The 18265-nt window shown below is 57.0% G+C and carries 19 protein-coding genes; 6 read left to right on the top strand and 13 right to left on the bottom strand.

Annotated features, from left to right (window positions below; genetic code table 11):
• Nucleotides 1-4: 4 nt before the first annotated feature.
• On the bottom strand, nt 5-1348 hold the full coding sequence (dddP, locus tag GOX63_RS04615; protein ID WP_170325307.1) for a dimethylsulfonioproprionate lyase DddP: 1344 nt from the start codon (nt 1346-1348) through the stop codon (nt 5-7).
• A gap of 122 nt (nt 1349-1470) precedes the next feature.
• On the opposite strand from dddP, the gene GOX63_RS04610 reads away from it, so the two are divergent.
• Nucleotides 1471-2211, top strand: a complete 741-nt coding sequence (locus GOX63_RS04610) for a heme-dependent oxidative N-demethylase family protein (protein ID WP_170325306.1) — start codon at nt 1471-1473, stop codon at nt 2209-2211.
• 36 nt (nt 2212-2247) lie between these two features.
• On the opposite strand, the gene GOX63_RS04605 is transcribed toward GOX63_RS04610, so the two are convergent.
• The 5 genes from GOX63_RS04605 to GOX63_RS04585 form a co-directional block, all read right to left on the bottom strand.
• The gene (locus tag GOX63_RS04605) at nt 2248-3162 is read right to left on the bottom strand and encodes a hypothetical protein (protein WP_367646693.1); all 915 of its coding nucleotides are present in this window, start codon (nt 3160-3162) and stop codon (nt 2248-2250) included.
• Between the two features lie 199 nt (nt 3163-3361).
• On the bottom strand, nt 3362-4150 hold the full coding sequence (locus tag GOX63_RS04600; RefSeq protein WP_170325304.1) for a lytic murein transglycosylase: 789 nt from the start codon (nt 4148-4150) through the stop codon (nt 3362-3364).
• 66 nt (nt 4151-4216) lie between these two features.
• Nucleotides 4217-4861 (bottom strand): MSMEG_1061 family FMN-dependent PPOX-type flavoprotein, encoded by a 645-nt coding sequence (locus GOX63_RS04595; protein WP_170325303.1) that lies wholly within the window; start codon nt 4859-4861, stop codon nt 4217-4219.
• Between the two features lie 102 nt (nt 4862-4963).
• Nucleotides 4964-6370, bottom strand: a complete 1407-nt coding sequence (glnA, locus tag GOX63_RS04590; protein WP_170325302.1) for a type I glutamate--ammonia ligase — start codon at nt 6368-6370, stop codon at nt 4964-4966.
• 30 nt (nt 6371-6400) lie between these two features.
• Nucleotides 6401-6739: a P-II family nitrogen regulator gene (locus tag GOX63_RS04585; protein WP_170325301.1), complete on the bottom strand. Its 339-nt coding sequence runs from the start codon at nt 6737-6739 to the stop codon at nt 6401-6403.
• A 169-nt stretch (nt 6740-6908) separates the two neighbouring features.
• Here GOX63_RS04585 and GOX63_RS04580 point away from each other — a divergent pair, with 169 nt between their 5' ends.
• The 3 genes from GOX63_RS04580 to tig all read left to right on the top strand — a co-directional run bounded on the left by GOX63_RS04580 (nt 6909) and on the right by tig (nt 11508).
• Nucleotides 6909-8564 carry an NAD(P)H-hydrate dehydratase gene (locus tag GOX63_RS04580; RefSeq protein ID WP_170544893.1) on the top strand — a complete coding sequence of 552 codons (1656 nt, stop codon included), beginning with the start codon at nt 6909-6911 and terminating at the stop codon, nt 8562-8564.
• Between the two features lie 304 nt (nt 8565-8868).
• Nucleotides 8869-9993, top strand: a complete 1125-nt coding sequence (locus GOX63_RS04575) for a porin (RefSeq protein ID WP_170544890.1) — start codon at nt 8869-8871, stop codon at nt 9991-9993.
• 183 nt (nt 9994-10176) lie between these two features.
• Nucleotides 10177-11508, top strand: coding sequence for a trigger factor (gene tig / locus GOX63_RS04570; protein ID WP_170544887.1), 1332 nt, complete (start codon nt 10177-10179; stop codon nt 11506-11508).
• 98 nt (nt 11509-11606) lie between these two features.
• On the opposite strand, the gene GOX63_RS04565 is transcribed toward tig, so the two are convergent.
• From GOX63_RS04565 to rpsF, 6 genes are all read right to left on the bottom strand, one after another.
• Complete coding sequence (locus tag GOX63_RS04565; RefSeq protein WP_170325297.1) at nt 11607-12461, bottom strand: acyl-homoserine-lactone synthase; 855 nt, start codon at nt 12459-12461, stop codon at nt 11607-11609.
• Nucleotides 12462-12568: 107 nt separating this feature from the next.
• A complete protein-coding gene (locus tag GOX63_RS04560) occupies nt 12569-13270 on the bottom strand; it encodes an autoinducer binding domain-containing protein (protein WP_170544885.1) in 702 nt (233 codons plus the stop codon).
• A 228-nt stretch (nt 13271-13498) separates the two neighbouring features.
• Nucleotides 13499-13942, bottom strand: coding sequence for a lytic transglycosylase domain-containing protein (locus GOX63_RS04555; protein WP_170325546.1), 444 nt, complete (start codon nt 13940-13942; stop codon nt 13499-13501).
• A gap of 189 nt (nt 13943-14131) precedes the next feature.
• On the bottom strand, nt 14132-14752 hold the full coding sequence (gene rplI / locus GOX63_RS04550) for a 50S ribosomal protein L9 (protein ID WP_170325295.1): 621 nt from the start codon (nt 14750-14752) through the stop codon (nt 14132-14134).
• Between the two features lie 12 nt (nt 14753-14764).
• Nucleotides 14765-14992, bottom strand: a complete 228-nt coding sequence (rpsR, locus tag GOX63_RS04545; protein ID WP_005608650.1) for a 30S ribosomal protein S18 — start codon at nt 14990-14992, stop codon at nt 14765-14767.
• A gap of 27 nt (nt 14993-15019) precedes the next feature.
• Nucleotides 15020-15373 carry a 30S ribosomal protein S6 gene (gene rpsF, locus GOX63_RS04540; protein ID WP_170325294.1) on the bottom strand — a complete coding sequence of 118 codons (354 nt, stop codon included), beginning with the start codon at nt 15371-15373 and terminating at the stop codon, nt 15020-15022.
• Between the two features lie 294 nt (nt 15374-15667).
• Between rpsF and GOX63_RS04535 the strand changes: the two genes are divergently transcribed.
• Both GOX63_RS04535 and GOX63_RS04530 read left to right on the top strand, forming a co-directional pair.
• The gene (locus tag GOX63_RS04535; protein ID WP_170325293.1) at nt 15668-16186 is read left to right on the top strand and encodes a hypothetical protein; all 519 of its coding nucleotides are present in this window, start codon (nt 15668-15670) and stop codon (nt 16184-16186) included.
• Between the two features lie 126 nt (nt 16187-16312).
• Nucleotides 16313-16885 (top strand): YceI family protein, encoded by a 573-nt coding sequence (locus GOX63_RS04530; RefSeq protein WP_170325292.1) that lies wholly within the window; start codon nt 16313-16315, stop codon nt 16883-16885.
• 54 nt (nt 16886-16939) lie between these two features.
• On the opposite strand, the gene GOX63_RS04525 is transcribed toward GOX63_RS04530, so the two are convergent.
• Complete coding sequence (locus GOX63_RS04525; RefSeq protein ID WP_170544882.1) at nt 16940-18166, bottom strand: cytochrome b/b6 domain-containing protein; 1227 nt, start codon at nt 18164-18166, stop codon at nt 16940-16942.
• Nucleotides 18167-18265: the final 99 nt, after the last annotated feature.

Genomic DNA, 18265 nt, shown 5'->3' with positions numbered 1-18265 from the left:
GGCGTTACGCCTGTCCCATCAACTGGGGGTCGAACGGGTAGGTGGTCAGGTTCTCATACCCGTCCTCGGTGATCAGGACCTGATCCTCGAGCTTGATCGAGAAGTCGCCGCCAACTTCACCGACGGCGGCTTCGACACATAGAACCATACCGGGTTCGAGCGGGTAGTCGTAAGAGCCCGCCACCGCCTTATCCGGATAGGCGACCAGAGGCCATTCATCACACAGGCCGACGCCGTGCATCAGGCAGCCGTATTTCTGCGCCTGAAACTTGTCATCCAGCTTATGTGCATTGGCGGTCAACTCGGGGATCATCACGCCGGGTTTCAGCATCTCCATGTTGGTCATGATGTGTTCATGCGCGTGCTGCATGGCATAGACCATGTCGGGGCGGGGTTTTTCATCCCCGATCCACCACGTGCGCGAGATGTCGATGCAGATGCCGTAAGATCCGATCAGGTCGGTATCAAAGGCGATGATTTCGTTCTGTTGAGTGATCCGAGGCCCGCATTCCTGAAACCACGGGTTGGTGCGCTGGCCCGAGGCCAGCAGGCGGGTTTCGATCCACTCACCGCCGCGACGGATGTTCTCGGCGTGCAGAACGGCCCATATATCATCCTCGGACGTCTTGCCGTCGCCCACATTGGCGCGGGCGAATTTTTCCATCTCGGCCACGGCGGTTTCGCAGGAATGGTGCGCGCAGCGCATGGCCAGAATCTCATCCGGGCCCTTGATGGCGCGGGTCTTTTCGGTGACCTCTTCGCCCTCCATAATCTCAAACCCCTGCGCCTCTAGTGCACGCAGGCCGTGCAGCATGATCTTGTCGACAGCCAGACGTTTGTTGCCGCCGCCATGTTCGTCGATCAGCAGCCGCACCTCGTTCGAGAATACATCGGCCGCCACATCCACCTTGTCGCCACGGTCGAAATAGAACAGATCCGCGCCCGAGCGTTGCTCGCGCACCAGCGGGTTGAATTTCGACAGGAAGGGCGAGTTCTTATAGTCCCAGATCACCATGTAGCCATCGGCACACAGCAGCACAGCGCGGAACGGGTTATGGGTGTTCCACAACTGCATGTTGGTGCTGTCGGTGGCGTAACGGATGTTGAGTGGGTCAAACATCAGCAGCCCGCCATAACCGCGATCCACGATGGCCTTGGTCAGGCGTTTCCACCGGAATTCCCGCATCCGGGCCAGATCGGGCAGGGCCAGTCCGGCTGCCTCCCATTCCGCAAAGGCCAGTTGCGTCGGCCCAATCTCGATCCGGTCATTGTCGTTTGGGGTGCCATCGCCCAGTGTTGTGCCTTTGGTCGGATCGATCTTGCGGCTGTCGCGGTAATGCTGGTTCATGATGGGCCTCCCTGCCTGAAATTCAACGTGAAGAATCATTTCCCAAGCGTCTTGAAAGTTTGCGACGGCGCACCGGTCGCTTTTGGGCCGACAACCCGTTCAACTGGTGATAGTCCGTCATTATGACGATCCTACAGACCTCGATCCCCTATGACCCGCTGACGCCACGCCCTTTGCCCGGAATCCAACCGGCGAGCATGGATGACTGGCTGCATTGTGATGATGCGTTTGCCGGGCAGATGCAGCGGCGCGAGGCGCTATTGCGGGAAAGGCGTCCGGATGTTCTGGCACTGAACCCGGGTGCCGAACCTGCGGCGCAAGAGCTTTTGGATATGGTCCTGCATCAGGTCTATCCGGGGTTCAGCGATCATGTCGCCCGCCCGGATGGTCAGGTTGTTGAAATCGACCGCACACACCCGCTGGATACGCTGTGCCGTTTGGTGCAGGAGGACTTCTGTATCCTGCAAAAGCACGGGGACGAGCATGTCCTGACCGGAGCCATTCTGTGTTTTCCCGCCAGTTGGCGCCTGACGGAAAAGTTCATGCGCCCTCTGATCGACATTCACATCCCGGTATCAGGCTATGACGACGACATCGCGCGACGGGTGCAGCGCCTGTTTGACGGGATACAGCCGGGGCGTCCGCTGTGGCGGTTTAATGCGCTTTGGTACGAGGACGCCGAACTGCATCAACCCCGTAGTGCCAACGACCGGCGCGATGTCAGCAATCCGGGGGCCGCTCGGTTCCTGCGCAGCGAACGCCAGACCTTGTTGCGCCTGCCGGAAACGCGGGCGGTGGTCTTTTCGATCCATACCTACGTGCTGGAGGCGCAGCACTTGCGCAAAATGGAAAACCCCGCCTGATGGCGGGGCCTCCACGGAGGGTATTGAAGTTTAGTTCTACATGCCCAACGCATTGGCGACACCGGCGAATGCCCCGCTTGTGCTGAGAGCGGAGATTGCGACGGTGTAGGCAAGAACCTGAGTGTTCAGGCGAAAATCTTCACCTCTGATCAGGTTCACTGCGGCCACAGAGACCGCGATGGGTACGGACACGCTAGCCACGGCCCCGGTCAATCCCCAACTGGATAGTCGCAGGATGTCACTGGGCTTGTCGTGGTCGAGGGGGCGCGTGTCCTTTTCCCCATCAGTTGGCTGCTCGTTGGTTTCTGTCCGAAAAGCGATGCTGAGCAACTGCTCATCGGACAACTGGATCGGCCGGACTGCTGGTGCCAGCGTCCTTTTTTTCGGCTCATCCAGATCCTGTTCGTCAGGTATGTTCAGCCCGGCGAACGGGCCTGTCACTGCCTCGAAAATCTGTTTTCTGTTTCGTGTTTTGGGAGGCGTTAAAGTGTCGAACGCACTCATGAATTGTTCAACGGTCAGAATGGTGTTGGACGACAGCCACTCGACCCGCTGCGTCGCGCAGATATCGACCATCCGATACAGGATGACCACCAGCATCAGCTCGGAGATTTCGCTGTCATCCAACAACGGAGATACCGGCGAAAGCGTGATCGTCAGACGGTTCTTCGGTAGGGTAACAACCGGTCTGCTTGCGGTTTTCAGCCCCGCAGCGCGGTCCAGACGTCCGAACCGATCTTCTGCGCCGACGACTTGAGTGTCCAATGTCAGGCGAACCAGATATTGGCTGGATACGATGCTGGCCTCGGTCTCGCTCAGCATGTTTTTGCGTTCGACCAGGTGGCCGTAGTCTTCCAACGTCGTCGCAACGATGGCGCCAAAACGTTCAATCGCACCCTCGGTTTCTCCGTTGAACTGAAGACCGCCATGATAGCTGTGCTTCGAAGTCACCACGCATTCCTTTGTCGTATCCTGTCCTGAGAAACAGGTTAACAACCGATATGGGGCAGAATTTGGCGAAAATGGAAAAAAATGAAAAATCAGCGGGATTGATTACTCATTGGAAACCTAGGCATTTTAGGGGCCGCTTAAGGTCTGTGGCAATATTGTGTCCGGATTGCGGTGTATTGGCGCTGAAACATGGCGCGTATCAGCCGTCGATTCGGGCGGCCATGATGGCGATGGATTGCTGATAGACCGAGGCCGCGTTCCATTCCTGAATCACCCTGAAATTGGGTTGCCCCGGTTGATAGCCGCGCCCCGGTTTCCACCCTTTCTGCCGTAGAAAATTCGCGGTCGAGGCCAGCGCGTCGGTCATGTTGTAGAAATCCACGCGGCCGTCGCCGGTGGCATCTACGCCGTAGACCAGCGCATTGCCCGGCAGGAACTGAGTGTGCCCCAATTCGCCGTGCTTCGCCCCTTTGGTCGCCGTCGTAATGCTGCCTTGATCGACTAGTTTCAGCGCCCCGATGGCATGGGGGATAAAGAACTCGGATCGGCGACAATCATAAGCCAGTGTGGTGATTGCGGAAACAACCTGACTGTCGCCCATGAAATTCCCGAACCCTGTTTCCATTCCGTGGATCGCGATCAGTACGCCGCTGGGGACGCCGTATTGCCGTTCCAGCGCGGCGTAGAATTGCGGGTTGCGCGCCTTGCGCTTGCGCCCCTGTGCCACGATCGTATCGGCTCCGCGCACGCGCATGAACTTGTCCAGCGAATATTTGAAGCTCTTCTGATTGCGATCAGCAGCAATGGTGCGCGTGGCGTACTGGGTTTGCGCCAGCGCTTGCAGACCTTTCTTTTTGACACCCGAGCGCTTGGCCTGCTTTGCAAAATCCTGTTTCCAGGCCTCGAAACCGCTGCTGGTGTTGCCGCAAGGGGCAGCAGCTGCAAGCGTTGGCAGGGACAGGGCTAAAATCAAAGCAAATCGTAACATCAGCGAAATCCGGTTAATAAAAGGCTGAGAGTAAGCGTAAGCTGCATCTTGCGATCCGCAAAGCAGTTAATACAGGTCAAGCTCTCCGGTTTCTTTTAGGGTTTCGAACCACTCATCAGGCGTTTTGTCGATTTTGGCGTGTTTCACCATCATCGCGTTCATATTTGGCAGGTTCGACGAGTCCGGCCACTTTTCAGGCTGCCACAGGTTCGAACGGATGACGCATTTGGGGCAATGTGCAAACACGGTTTCAACATGGATCAGCAGGGCCAGCTTGGGCGCGTGGTTGTCCACAGCCATCCCGTTCAGAAGCTCAGGATCGGCGCAGATCCGGGCGGTGCCGCGGATACGCAGGGTTTCCATTTTGCCGGGGACAAAGAAGATCAGGCTGACGCGCGGATCCAGCAACACGTTGTGGAACGTGTCCACGCGTTTGTTGCCGGGCCGGTCCGGAATTGCCATCAATGTGTCCGAAATCACCTGAACAAAACCGGCCGGGTCCCCGCGCGGTGAAATATCCAGATGCCCGCCGGGGTTGGCCGAGGCGATCAAGCAAAAGGGTGAAGCCGCGATAAAGTCGCGGCACATCTGGTCCAGTGCGGGCAATTCTTTGGCGATGATCTGGGGCAGGGGCGCGCCGGTTATGCGCTCCAGCTCCTCTGCCGTCGTTACGAACTCCGAGTATTGCGAGAAGGGATCATCAGTTGGCATTGGATCTCTCCTGACCGGGATAGTCCCGAGTGTGAAAGATCACGCCAAACGAAACAAGGGCGCCCGATTGGACGCCCTTGCAGATGTAAACCCAGAACCGGATCAGCAGCTGTAGTACATGCCGTATTCAACCGGGTGCGGGGTGTGCTCGTAGGTTTCGACCTCTTCCATCTTCAGGGCGATGTAGCCGTCGATCTGGTCTTTGGTGAACACGTCGCCCTGCAGCAGGAAGTCGTGATCGGATGCCAAAGCTTCCAGCGCTTCGCGCAGCGAGCCGCAAACGGTCGGGATGTCGGCCAGTTCTTCGGCAGGCAGATCGTACAGGTTCTTGTCCATGGCTTCGCCCGGATCGATCTTGTTCTTGATGCCGTCCAGACCAGCCATCAGCAGGGCGGCAAACGCCAGATAGGGGTTTGCGGCCGGATCGGGGAAGCGGGCCTCGACGCGCTTGGCTTTCGGGCTTTCGGTCCACGGAATACGGACACAACCCGAGCGGTTACGGGCCGAGTAGGCGCGCAGAACGGGGGCTTCGAAGCCGGGGATCAGACGCTTATAGCTGTTGGTCGCAGGGTTGGTGAAGGCGTTCAGCGTTTTGGCGTGCTTCAGGATGCCGCCGATGAAGTACAGCGCTTCGTCCGACAGGTCAGCATATTTGTCGCCAGCGAACAGCGGCTTGCCGTCTTTCCAGATCGACATGTTCACGTGCATGCCGGTGCCGTTGTCACCCGCGATGGGCTTCGGCATGAAGGTAGCCGATTTGCCATAGGCGTGCGCGACGTTGTGGATGACGTATTTGTACTTCTGCAGCTCATCAGCCTGTTTGGTCAGGCTGTCGAAGATAAGGCCCAGCTCGTGCTGACACGAAGCAACCTCGTGGTGGTGCTTGTCGACCTTCATGCCGAGACGTTTCATGGTCGACAGCATTTCCGAACGCAGGTCCTGTGCTTCGTCGATCGGGTTGACCGGGAAGTAGCCACCTTTGACGCCCGGACGATGGCCCATGTTGCCCATCTCGTACTCGGTGTCGGTGTTCCACGATGCGTCGGTTGCATCAACTTCGTAGGATACCTTGTTGATGCTGTTCGAGAAACGAACGTCGTCGAACAGGAAGAATTCAGCTTCGGGGCCCATGTATGCAACGTCGCCGATACCCGATGCTTTCAGGTAGGCTTCTGCTTTCTGGGCGGTGCCGCGCGGGTCGCGCTCATACGCTTCGCCAGTGTCGGGCTCGACAACCGAGCAGTGCACGCAGATGGTCTTTTCCGCGTAGAACGGATCGACATAGGCGCTGTCGGTGTCAACCATCAGCTTCATGTCCGAGGCTTCGATCGACTTCCAGCCCGCGATGGACGAACCGTCGAACATGAAGCCTTCTTCCAGAAAGTCCTCGTCAACCTGATCAGCCATCAGGGTGACGTGCTGCAGCTTGCCGCGGGGGTCGGTGAAACGAACATCGACGTATTCGGCGCCTTCGTCCTTGATCAGCTGAAGAACTGCGTCCTTGCTCATACTCTCTATTCCTCTACTTGGAGTGTTCGATTACAGCGCTTCCGAGCCGGTCTCACCGGTCCGGATGCGAATGGCTTGTTCAACGGGCGAGACAAAGATCTTGCCGTCGCCGATCTTGTCGGTTTTCGCGGCCGAAACGATGGCCTCGATGGCGGCATCGACCTGATCGTCGTCCAGTACGACCTCGACCTTCACCTTGGGCAGAAAGTCGACGACGTATTCCGCGCCGCGATAGAGTTCGGTGTGGCCTTTCTGACGGCCAAAACCCTTGACCTCGATCACGCTGAGACCCTGGACACCAACGTCCTGCAGCGCCTCTTTCACTTCGTCCAGTTTGAACGGCTTGATGATCGCTTCGATCTTCTTCATCCCGGGCTCCCTATAACACTTGTCAGGATGGCACTGATCACGTCTAAGATCGGTCGGCAATCTGATTGCTAAAATGGCGGCGCGCGCGTGCCGAGAAAATAGGCGGCAGGTGAAATTTTGATCGACTTGCACAAAAAGTAATCAGAATTGAATCGCTGAGGGATTTGAGATGACGGAATTGCTGACAGCTGCGCAAATGCGGGCCATCGAATTGGCCGCGATTGAGTCTGGTGAGGTAACCGGGCTGGAGCTCATGGAGCGGGCCGGGCGGGGCGTTGTCGAGGCGATTTTTGAAGAGTGGCCGGAACTGGCAAAATCGCCTGGCCGGGCTGTGGTTCTGTGCGGGCCGGGGAACAATGGCGGCGACGGCTTTGTTGTTGCGCGGATGTTGCGTGAGTTGGGCTGGGAGGTGGAAGTTTTTCTATATGGCGATCCCGAAAAGCTGCCACCTGATGCGCGTACGAACTATGAGCGCTGGATGGAGCAGGGAGTGGTCTCGAAGTTGTCCATGCCTTCACCAAATAAAAGTGAACTTGACCTACTGGAGAAGCGCGCTGCCCGCACGTTCAGCGCAGCAGGTCCTGAGTTGATTATAGACGCGTTGTTCGGCACCGGGCTTACGCGCTCGATTGGCGGTTTAAAAAATGCTCTCGAGGCCATCCAGATTTGTTCAGAGGTTAACGTCGATCCTTGGTGGCCGAGGGTCGTTTCAATCGACGTTCCGTCTGGACTCTGCGCCGATAGCGGCAAGGTGTTGGGGGATGAAGGTGTTTTGGTAGGCGCGAACCTCACAGTTACTTTTCATGGCAAGAAACTTGGCCACAATATTAGCGAAGGACCCGAATACTGTAGAAAAACAGTAATATCGGACATTGGACTATCTTCTCCCGGGAAGACTGGTTCGATTTCGCGAAGGGCTTTGATAGAACATCATGGCGAAAGAATGCTGGGCAGGGTTCTCAGTGTTCTAGTGGATGAAAGCCGTTTGTCGCCATATCTCCCCAAGGAGCCATTCGAACACAAGTACACCCACGGTCACGCGCTCATCCTCTCAGGCGGCTCAGCCAAAACCGGGGCCGCGCGGCTGGCAGCACGGGGGGCTTTGCGCATTGGAGCAGGGTTGGTGACCCTGGCGGTGCCTCCGGCCGCTCAGATGGAAGTTGCGGCACAGGTGACGGCCATCATGTTGCAGCGGGTTGAAGGTGCGGATGGCTTGGCCGACATTGTGAAGGATGAGCGGTTGAACGCCCTCTGCCTCGGCCCGGGCCTAGGTATAGGACGCGCGCAGGAGTTGGTGCCGGCTGCCCTAAGTGCCAAACGTGCAACGGTTCTGGACGCCGATGCGCTGACGGCGTTTGCGGATGATCCGGCAGATCTGTTCTCTCGACTCCACGAAAACTGTGTTCTGACGCCACATGGAGGAGAGTTTTCACGGCTGTTCCCGGATATTGCCGAGAAGCTGGCGGCAATACCAAACAAAGGCCCGGCCTATTCCAAGGTGGACGCCACACGTGAGGCCGCAAAACGGGCAGGGTGCGTGGTGTTGTTCAAAGGGCCGGACACGGTGATTGCTGCGCCGAATGGGCAATGCTCGGTTAATGCGGCTTTTTACGAACGCGCGGCCCCGTGGTTGGCGACCGCAGGATCGGGTGATGTTCTGGCCGGATTTATCACCGGATTGCTGGCCCGGGGGGGCGGCCCGATGCAGGCGGCGGAAACGGCGGCCTGGCTGCATGTGGAATGCGCGCGCGCATTCGGGCCGGGTTTGATTGCCGAAGATTTACCCGAGCAGTTGCCTAAAGTTTTTAAAGAACTGAATATCTGATTTCTTGAGCGGGAATTGGCCGATCTGCCCTGCTTTCGGCGGCAATTGGCCGACAGATTTGCAGTAGTGTCAAAGCGAGTGTTTGCCAGTCGCATAGCCGGGCGTCAGAATTCCCTAGGAGTGGAGCTCTGGCTGCGGAAGGACCGCAGTTAATGTGTTGATTGTAATGGGAATTAAGTCCGACTTCCGCGATCTGAGTGGCAAGTTTGCAATACCCCGAAAGTATCGCCGGTGGTGGCTGGAATGTCAGCGGTAACTGCGCGATTGAAAGGCAAAGGAAGCCGGAATTTTCAAGGTGAATGAAATGACGCAAAAACTGAAACTGTCCTCAATAGCAGCTGTGCTGGCCGCGACGACGGCAATTCCTGCCGCGGCTGAGATGAAGTACGAAAACAACAGCGGCGGCTATGTGCTGTTGTACGGTCAGCTCGATCCGGCCATCGTGTCCGTCGATGACGGCGCGGAAACAGAGACCCGCTTGCTGGACAACGACCTGTCCAACAGCCGCGTTGGCCTGCGGCTGATGCAGCCCTATGGCAGCAACGAGTTCATGTTCCGCTTTGAAACCGGGCTGGGTCTGCCAAGCACGGGAACGGCCAACCAGGATGGCACCAATACCAACGGTTGGACCCGTGAAGATATCCGCCACGTCGATTTCTCGCTGAAAGGTGGCTACGGTAAATTCTCGGCCGGTCAGGGCAGCATGGCCTCGGACGGGGCTGCCGAGACTGACTTGTCCTATGTCGGAACAGCTTTGTATTCGTTCACCAACGATGAAAACGGCGCCTTCTTCTATCGCGGAGCGGACGGTGTCCTGAGCGACATCACCGTGGGCGACTCGTCCAGTAACTTTGACGGCGGCCGTCGCGGGCGTATCCGCTATGACACCCCGGATTTCAACGGGTTCTCGGGCGCAATTGCCTATGGTCAGAACATCCTGTCCAGCAGCGATGACGACGATTACTACGACATCGCAATCAATTACGGCAACACTTTCGCCAACGGCGTCGAGTTCGCTGCCACCGTAGCTTATGCGGTGCGTGATTTCGACGATGGTTCGGGCGAGCGGAAAGACACGATCGGGTCCGCTTCGGTTCTGCTGCCCAGCGGGTTCAGCTTTACGGCAGCTTTGGGTTCGCGTGACGATACGGCGACCGGGGCCAGCGATCCGGACTATTGGTACACCAAGTTGGCCTATGAAGGCGACTGGGTATCCTGGGGTAAAACCGGTGTCGGTATCGACTACTTTGACGGTTCGGATTTCGAAAACGAAGGGTCCAGCACCAAGTCCTGGGGTATCGCCGTCGTTCAGCGGATCGACAGCATCAACACCGATGCCTACCTGAAATACCGCAACCACGATTTCGACGACACTACCGATTTCGACAAAAACGAAGCGTGGGTTCTGGGCGCACTCTGGAAGTTCTGATCCAGGTTATCTGACAATCATGCGCCCCGGCTCTGTCCGGGGCGTTTTTTTTGTTCAAATCGGCGGCAAAACAAGACCGATCCGGGCTTTGCCCCTTGCACGTGGGCGGCTGGGCAAATAGAAGGCGTCAAATTTGCCCGGCGCGCCGTTTTGCGCGCCCCGAATCCTATGGGGACTACCATAATGCAGGTTACCGAGACGCTGAACGAAGGTCTGAAACGCGGCTACAACATCGTCGTATCCGCGGCTGAGCTGGACGACAAAGTGAACGAAAAGCTGGTCGAAGCGCAGCCTGAGGTCGAGATGAAGGGCTTCCGTAAAGGCAAGGTGCCGATGGCGCTGCTGAAAAAGCAGTTTGGCCAACGCCTGCTGGGTGAAGCGATGCAGGAAAGCATCGACGGCGCCATGAACAAGCACTTCGAAGACAGCGGTGACCGTCCTGCGCTGCAGCCGCAGGTCAAGATGACCAACGAAGACTGGAAAGAAGGCGACGACGTTCACGTCGAGATGTCCTATGAGGCACTGCCCGAGATTCCGGAAGTTGACCTGAAATCGGTCGAGCTGGAAAAGCTAGTAGTCAAAGCTGACGACGCGGCTGTCGAAGAAGCGCTGAACAACCTGGCCGAAACCGCTCAGGATTTCAAAGCGCGCCGCAAAGGGTCCAAAGCCAAGGACGGCGATCAGGTTGTGATCGACTTCGTAGGTAAAGTAGACGGTGAAGAGTTCGAAGGCGGTTCCGCCGAAGACTATCCGCTGGTTCTGGGTTCCAACAGCTTCATCCCCGGCTTCGAAGAGCAGCTGGTTGGCGTGAAGGCCGAGGAAGAAAAAGACGTCAACGTCAAGTTCCCCGAGGAATACGGTGCCGAGCATCTGGCCGGTAAAGACGCCGTCTTCACCTGCACCGTGAAAGAGGTGAAAGAGCCCGTCGCGGCCGAGATCAACGACGAGCTGGCCACCAAGTTCGGCGCCGAGGATCTGGAAGCGCTGAAAGGTCAGATCGCCGAGCGTCTGGAAGCCGAGTACAACGGCGCATCGCGCGCTGTCATGAAGCGTGCTCTGCTGGATATTCTGGACGAGAAAGTTTCCTTCGACCTGCCGCCGTCGCTGGTTGAAGCCGAAGCCAAGCAGATCGCACACCAGCTGTGGCACGAAGAAAACCCGGAAGTGGAAGGTCACGATCACGGCGAGATCGAGCCCACCGACGAGCACAACAAGCTGGCCGAGCGCCGCGTGCGTCTGGGCCTGCTGCTGGCCGAGCTGGGTCAGAAGGCCGAAGTTGAGGTTACCGATGCCGAGATGACCCAGGCGATCATGAACCAGGCGCGTCAGTACCCGGGTCAGGAACGTCAGTTCTTTGAGTTCGTGCAGCAGAACGCTCAGATGCAGCAGCAACTGCGCGCACCGATCTTCGAAGACAAGGTCATCGACTACATCGTCGAACTGGCTCAGGTCGCTGACAAAGAAGTCAGCAAAGACGACCTGCAGAAAGCCGTTGAGGCACTGGAAGAGGAGTAATCCTCTTCCGCCCATCCCCATATGGGCAATAAAAAAAGCGGAGCCGTCTGTTATCAGACGGCTCCGGTGGGTGGCTTTTGTACTATGAGGTGAGGGGGTCAGGCCTCATGAGCAAAAGCACGGGGGGTACTTAGCAGAGCGGTTTTCTGCTCTGGCGTGAAACGGTCCGAAAGGGCCTCGATCAGTTTCAGCACATCGTTGACTTCTTCTTTCGTTCTTGCCGAATGCATCTGTTCGACAAAGTACTTCTCAAGCTCGGTCAGCGGCTGGTGATCACGGTTGGCGATGTTTGACCCGGCTTTTTTCTTGCTGTTGAACAGCGCCAGCGCCTCTTCCTCTTCAAGGAACACGTTCTCTTGGATGTCGGCAAACTCTCGTAGGCTGGCGATGCGCTCATCGGTGCAGTCCACCAGTGCCGCGAGGGCTGAAACCTTGCCCATCGGCACGGTTTTCCCGACATAGTCGTAAGGCGCACAGGCCGAGCGTTTGAGTACCCGATCCATCACCGGATCAATGACGGTGACAATGTCCTGGACACCCGCAGCTTTGGCGTATTCCAACGAACCGATCATCAGTTCGCAGGTGGCATAGGACAGCGAGTTTTGACCTTTGCCGCGGGTCAACCGTTGGGTATCGACGCAGAAGCGGGTGGATTCCCACAGTGTCGCACTTCGAATAGGTGGTTCTCCGTCCAGAATGGCCGAGAAAACATCGGCCAGCATATGGGGTCCGGTGGTCTGAAGGGCGCGCACGGCTGCAACGACATTCCCCGCGTCGTCAAAACCGATTACGTATGTCGGATCTAGACCGTCGAATTCGTCGATCTCTTTACCGTCTTCGATTTTGACGTCCCATCCGAGACGTTCACCGAACACACGTGCTCTCAACTCGAACATCTCGTCGAGAACGTCGCTGAACATATGTCTGTTCAGCCCATCTACTACGATGATCATTTCTTCCCCCTTCGAGTGGTTGTTTGGTAAACTAGACGTTACCGTTTTGGGGAAGAATTTCTATTGGGGGTTTCCCGTATTTTGTTCGAAAATCGGGGGTTCTAGGCTTAACCCGTACCAATAAGCCCGACTGCGATGGCGCGACCCACGGCCTGGGGCGTGGTCAGCGCGCACAGCTTTTCCCGGCTTGATCGCAGGTGAACCTCGACCGTGCGGTGCGAGATTGAAAGGATGTCGCCTATGTCCTGCTGCGATTTCCCGGCCGCAACCCATTGAAGAATCTCTGCTTCACGGGTCGAAAGGTTGGGGTGATACAATGCACCAGTGAAATCGTCTGAGGTGATGACGTTGTCATGCATGTGTACGGCCATACCCTGGAGATCGCTGATAACGTGGGCGTATAGCTTGCGCCATTCTTCCTTCGAACAGTCACGCGTCACGCTGAGAAAGCCGATATCGCCGTAAGGTCCGCGAACGGGGATGGTAACCCCTTGACTGGGTAGTCCAAAATCATGAGCGTCGCGAAAAACGCGCTGGAAGTTTGGGCTGCGCTCCAAGCGGCTCCAATCAACCGGAGCGATGCTGCGTTTGGCTATATGCAGCGTTGGGTCGATCATCACCAGATCATGTTTCTGGTAATGCTCTTTCCAGTCGTCATTGTAGGTAACGTGCCCCGCAACTTTCCCCTCGGATGGATTCATCCCGGCATAGGCTGCATGGTCCATATTGAACTTTTCACACACCTGCTTCAAAAACTCGGTGTATCGAGTTTCTGATCCTGGCAGGGTGCTCAGATCTATTATCTCCATATTGCGCCTACAAACTACGACTTGTCTTTAAGCCCGACGGTGTATTCGGGCCAGTAAAGTAACAAGAGTGGAACAAGGTTACCGTGCGATAATTAGGACAACATACTTTCCAGAACATGACAAGACGATGGAAAAACTGAATGCGCATTTTACGCTCGTGTTAAACGCAAAAGAGCAATTGTGTCACTATTTCATCACTTACGCTCGAATTGCACTATGCTTAATAACCTATGGTGATGGCTGTAATCCTGTCTCAACCAGCATACCGCGCGCCTTGGCTTCCGGATAATATCCCTTGGCATACAGAAAAATCGCCCGTTTCTGGTCACCGTCCGAAAGCAACCACGCACCGCGCAGGTATTTGCCCGCAAATTCGAGGTTGGTATCCGCATCCAGCAGCCCCTGTGCATTTCCGGAATAGCCCATCGAGCGCGCCGTTGCGGGCAGAATCTGCAGTAGTCCGTAATAAGGGCGGTTGACGGCCCAAGGGCGATGAGTGCTTTCGCGGATCGCCAGCTTGTGCACCAACTCGCGCGGAACGTCGTAGTGGTCCGCCCAATGGTTGATTGATGCGCGCAGTTCGGGCGTCTCGTTGGGGTAGAGCGGGGGATCGAATGCATCCTGTGTCGGCGTGTCCGGCCCACCGCAAGCAGCGAAAGGGGCCGTCAGCATTATGGCAAGGACGCTACGGCGCAAGAAAGTTGTCATCTGTGTACTCCGAATTTCAGGCCGCGATGATAGGAAACGCGAAGCCGCGCGCAAGCGTAGGCCTGAATTCTGGCTGAATTTTGCCCGTTTGGCGTGTGCAAGAAAAAAGGCCGCACAAATTGTGCGGCCTTTTCAAAATTCGGTTCGACCGGATCAGGCTTTGGCTTCGTCTTCTTCAGCCGGAGCTTCTTCGGCAACCAGATCGTCGTCGTCGGAAGCAGCGGAACCGATATCGTCGAACAGTTCGGCGATTTCGAATTCAGCAGCTGCTTCTTCTTCTGCGGCCAGTTCCTGGATCGATTTGCCAGACGCCTGCAGTTCGGCTTCTTCTTGCGAACGGGCGACGTTCATCTTGATCTCGACTTCGACCTCGGGGTGCAGCTTGACTGCCAGCGAGTGCAGACCCAGTTCCTTGATCGGAGCGATCAGGGCGATCTGTTTCTTGTCGACAGTGAAACCTGCTTCGGTCGCAGCGTCTGCGGCGTCACGCGGGGTGACCGAACCGTACAGAGCGCCAGCATCCGATGCCGAGCGAATCACGATGAACTGCTGACCGTCCAGCTTTTCAGCCAGCGCTTCAGCTTCTTTCTTGGTTTCCAGGTTGCGGGCTTCAAGCTGCGCTTTCTGGGCTTCGAACGACGCGATGTTGGCGTCCGATGCGCTCAGGGCTTTGCCTTGGGGCAGCAGGAAGTTACGGGCGTAGCCGGGCTTGACGTCAACGACGTCGCCCATCTGACCCAGTTTCGCAACGCGTTCCAGCAGGATAACTTGCATGTCAGTCTCTCCTTACTTCACAGCGTAGGGCAGCAGTGCGAGGAAGCGGGCGCGCTTGATAGCACGGGCCAGTTCACGCTGCTTTTTCGCCGAAACGGCGGTGATGCGCGAAGGTACGATCTTGCCGCGCTCAGAGATGTAGCGCTGCAGCAGACGGGTGTCTTTATAGTCGATTTTCGGCGCGTTCTCACCCGAGAACGGGCAGACCTTGCGGCGGCGGAAAAATGGTTTTGCGGCCATGGTTTATGTCCTTTCGTCAGGCTTAGATCAGCGGCGCTCGCGGCGGCCTTCGCGCTCATCGCGCTTCTGCATCTGGACCGAGGGGCCCTCGGCATGCTCGTCGACCTTGATGGTCAGAACGCGCATGACGTCTTCGTGCAGGCGCATCAGGCGCTCCATTTCCTGAACGGCGCCGGCGGGGGCGTCGGTCTTCAGGAAGGCATAGTGGCCTTTGCGGTTTTTGTTGATCTTGTAGGCCATCGTCTTGACGCCCCAGTACTCGCTTTCGACGACGTTGCCGCCGTTGTCAGCCAGTACGGTGCCGAAATGTTCGACGAGGCTTTCTGCCTGCGCGTTGGACAGGTCCTGACGCGCGATCATTACATGCTCATACAGTGGCATGTGCACTCCTGTTTCTATCAAGGCGCATTTCATAGGCGGGGCCATTTCGTCCTTCGCGACCCTGCCACGAGAGGCTGCGCGATTCATGTGATTTGCGAAGGATGGCCCCATATACACGTTCCAGCGTGAGGGGCAAGACCCGGTGCGATGCCTCGGTGAAGTCGCGCTATTAACATTCAATTAACATTGGGCCGCCCAATTCCTGACGTTTTTCGGCTCAAAGTTGTTTTTCATACCGGGAAACATCCGGGGAAACCGGACCCAGGACGGCAACCTGAAAACAGGGTGAGAGATATGAGTGCGATGAATACCAACACATTCGATGAGTCCGCAAATTCAGCGAACTACGAAAAATCTGTACCTGTGCTGATCGCTTTCGCGCCGAACTGGAAGGTGCGCATGGTTTTGGCGCGAGTTGTTGGTGCGCTTCTGATCGTTATGGCGTTTTCCATGTGGCTTATGGACGGATCGGTCATGGCGACCGAGGTTTGGCCGATCAAACTGGCTGCATCGCTGATGTTCCTGCTGGTCGGAGTCAGCCTGCTGACGATCCAGATACTCGATGCCCGCCCCGACGCCTATTTCGACCCGATCCGCCGCGAGGTTCGGGTTCTGCAAAAGAACGAAAACGGCCGGCCGCAAACCGTTCTGCGCCGCAGCTATGACACGCTGGGTGGTGCGCGCTTTGCCGACGAACAGGTTGAGCTGTTCGACGTCGATGGCAGCCTGCTGATGAAGCTGCCGTTGCAGTCGGCGGATGTCAGCCGGGCGCTTAAGGGACAACTGAGTGGAAGTGTAACAATCTTCGCCTAAGATTTATTCTGTTCATCAAAGAACAGAAAATGTGAGATAATGATACTTGTGTGCTGCCCAAGGGCAGCACATTTTCGTTATCGAGCAACCCAACAGGATTGCATCCACAAAATTGCGGAGATTGTCATGAAATCCACCCTTCTTGCTGCTGCACTGGCCGTTTCGGCGACCTCGGCGTTCGCAAGCGCCGAGAAATACACTCTGGACCCTAGCCACAGCCAGGTTGTCTTCACCTACAACCACCTGGGCTTTTCGACCACTACCGGCATGTTCTCGGGCTTTGAGGGCGAGATCATGTTCGATCAGGAAGATCCGGCAGCATCCAGCGTTTCCGTTTCGATGCCTGTGGTCGAGATGTTCACCGGCTGGAAGCCGCGCGAAGATCACTTCATGACCGAGGATTTCTTCGGTGTGGCCGAAGGTGACATGATCACCTTTACCTCGACTGGTATCGAGGTCACCGGCGAGGGTACTGCCAACATCACTGGCGATCTGACCATGAACGGCGTGACCAAGTCGGTTGTTCTGGACGCCAAGCTTAATCAGGTTGCTGATCACCCGATGGCGAACAAGCCCTGGGCAGGTTTTGATGCGACCACCACTTTGGTTCGCAGCGACTTTGAACTGGGCCAGTTTGCACCGTTTGTAAGCGACGAAGTCGAAGTTCGGATTTCGATCGAGGCACAGAAGGCCGAATAAGGCAGTTTCTTCCTCTGAAACGAAACCGCCGGGGTGTTGCCCCGGCGGTTTTTTTCAAGTTTCTCGTTCAGCGGTCAGGTTGACCGAGACCACGACTCCAAAGCCCAGTGACTCTTCGGTCGGTTGTGAGGTGCCAACGTCGAAGTCCAGACGGTTCAGCTGAAGTTCTCCGGCCATCGTTGCGGTGTTTTCCTGCAGATCGAGGGTGAACGGCAGCACGACGTCTACCGATTTGTCGCGGATGGTCACGGGACCGCGCGCCTCGTACCCGGTGTCCGTCTTGTAGATGTCGGCTTTGAATTGGGCTTTCGGAAACTTGGCGCTGTCAAAGAAATCGGCGGCCATGGCCTGATCCGTAACTGTGCCAAGACTTAGCGATGTGATTGCAATCGTCACGTCTACTGATCCAGCCAGGCCCGGTTCTGCCGGATCTTCAAAGGCGATTGCGGCTGTCCACTCGGCGAAACGGCCGGTCACCGGGCTACCCAATTGGGTGATGGTGATGGACAGGTCACCGTCCTGTACCTGCCAGTCCGATTGCACCTCGGTCAGTTCGGCGGTGTCGGTCGTCGCAGCAGAGTGGTCAGAGAAGATACCGATGGACCAGCCACCGATCAAAACCGCCACCCAGACAGCCAGCGCCGCGGCAGCCGGGATCATCGAATGATGCTGCGCAGGTGGCTGGGGCGCATCCGATTGGCCGGGCAACATGCGGCGCAAGGTGCTGTCTCTGTCGACCACGTGGTGTTTGAGGGCCCCGACAATGTGCAGGACCAGAGACCCGGCCAGAACCCAGATGAAAAGCCAGTGCAGGCCGGATGTCACCTCGGAAACAAAGGTCGACTTGGGCACGAAGGGCAGGTTTTGCCCAAAGGGCCACAGGATCGGTGCGAACCCTTCGGATGCGGCATGGTGCAGCCAGCCGGTCAGCGGCACCAGCACCAGCGAGGCATAAAGCATCCAGTGAACGGTTTCGGCGGCGAACGCTTCGGGCTTGTTCTCGGCGTTCAGTAGCCCCGGTTTGGTTTGCGTCAAAGCCCAAAGGATGCGGGCAAGGGCGACAAAGAAAACAGTGACACCCACGGTCTTGTGTACCGAGAACAGGCGGGTCGCCCGGGCGATATCGTCTTCGGTGGTGGGGATCGAGGTGTCATAGATCGCGTGGGCCAGATCATTGGCGATCCATCCCAGCGGCAGCGCCGTCAAGATCAGCAAGGCGGTCAGCCAGTGAAACGTCTTGGTCACGCTGCCATAGCTGGAAAAGGTATTGGTCGAGGGCATCTGTTGCTCCGAGGTGAGGTGACTGCGCTCAAACTAAGGACATGGGATCAGGACTCAATAGCGTACAGTGCACATCAACGGTGCCACAGTGCAGACGTC

The organism is Ruegeria arenilitoris (assembly GCF_013031355.1).
GTDB lineage: Bacteria > Pseudomonadota > Alphaproteobacteria > Rhodobacterales > Rhodobacteraceae > Ruegeria > Ruegeria arenilitoris_C.
The sequence above is the reverse complement of the archived record's forward strand: the minus strand, read 5'-3'. Positions and strand labels throughout refer to the sequence as shown.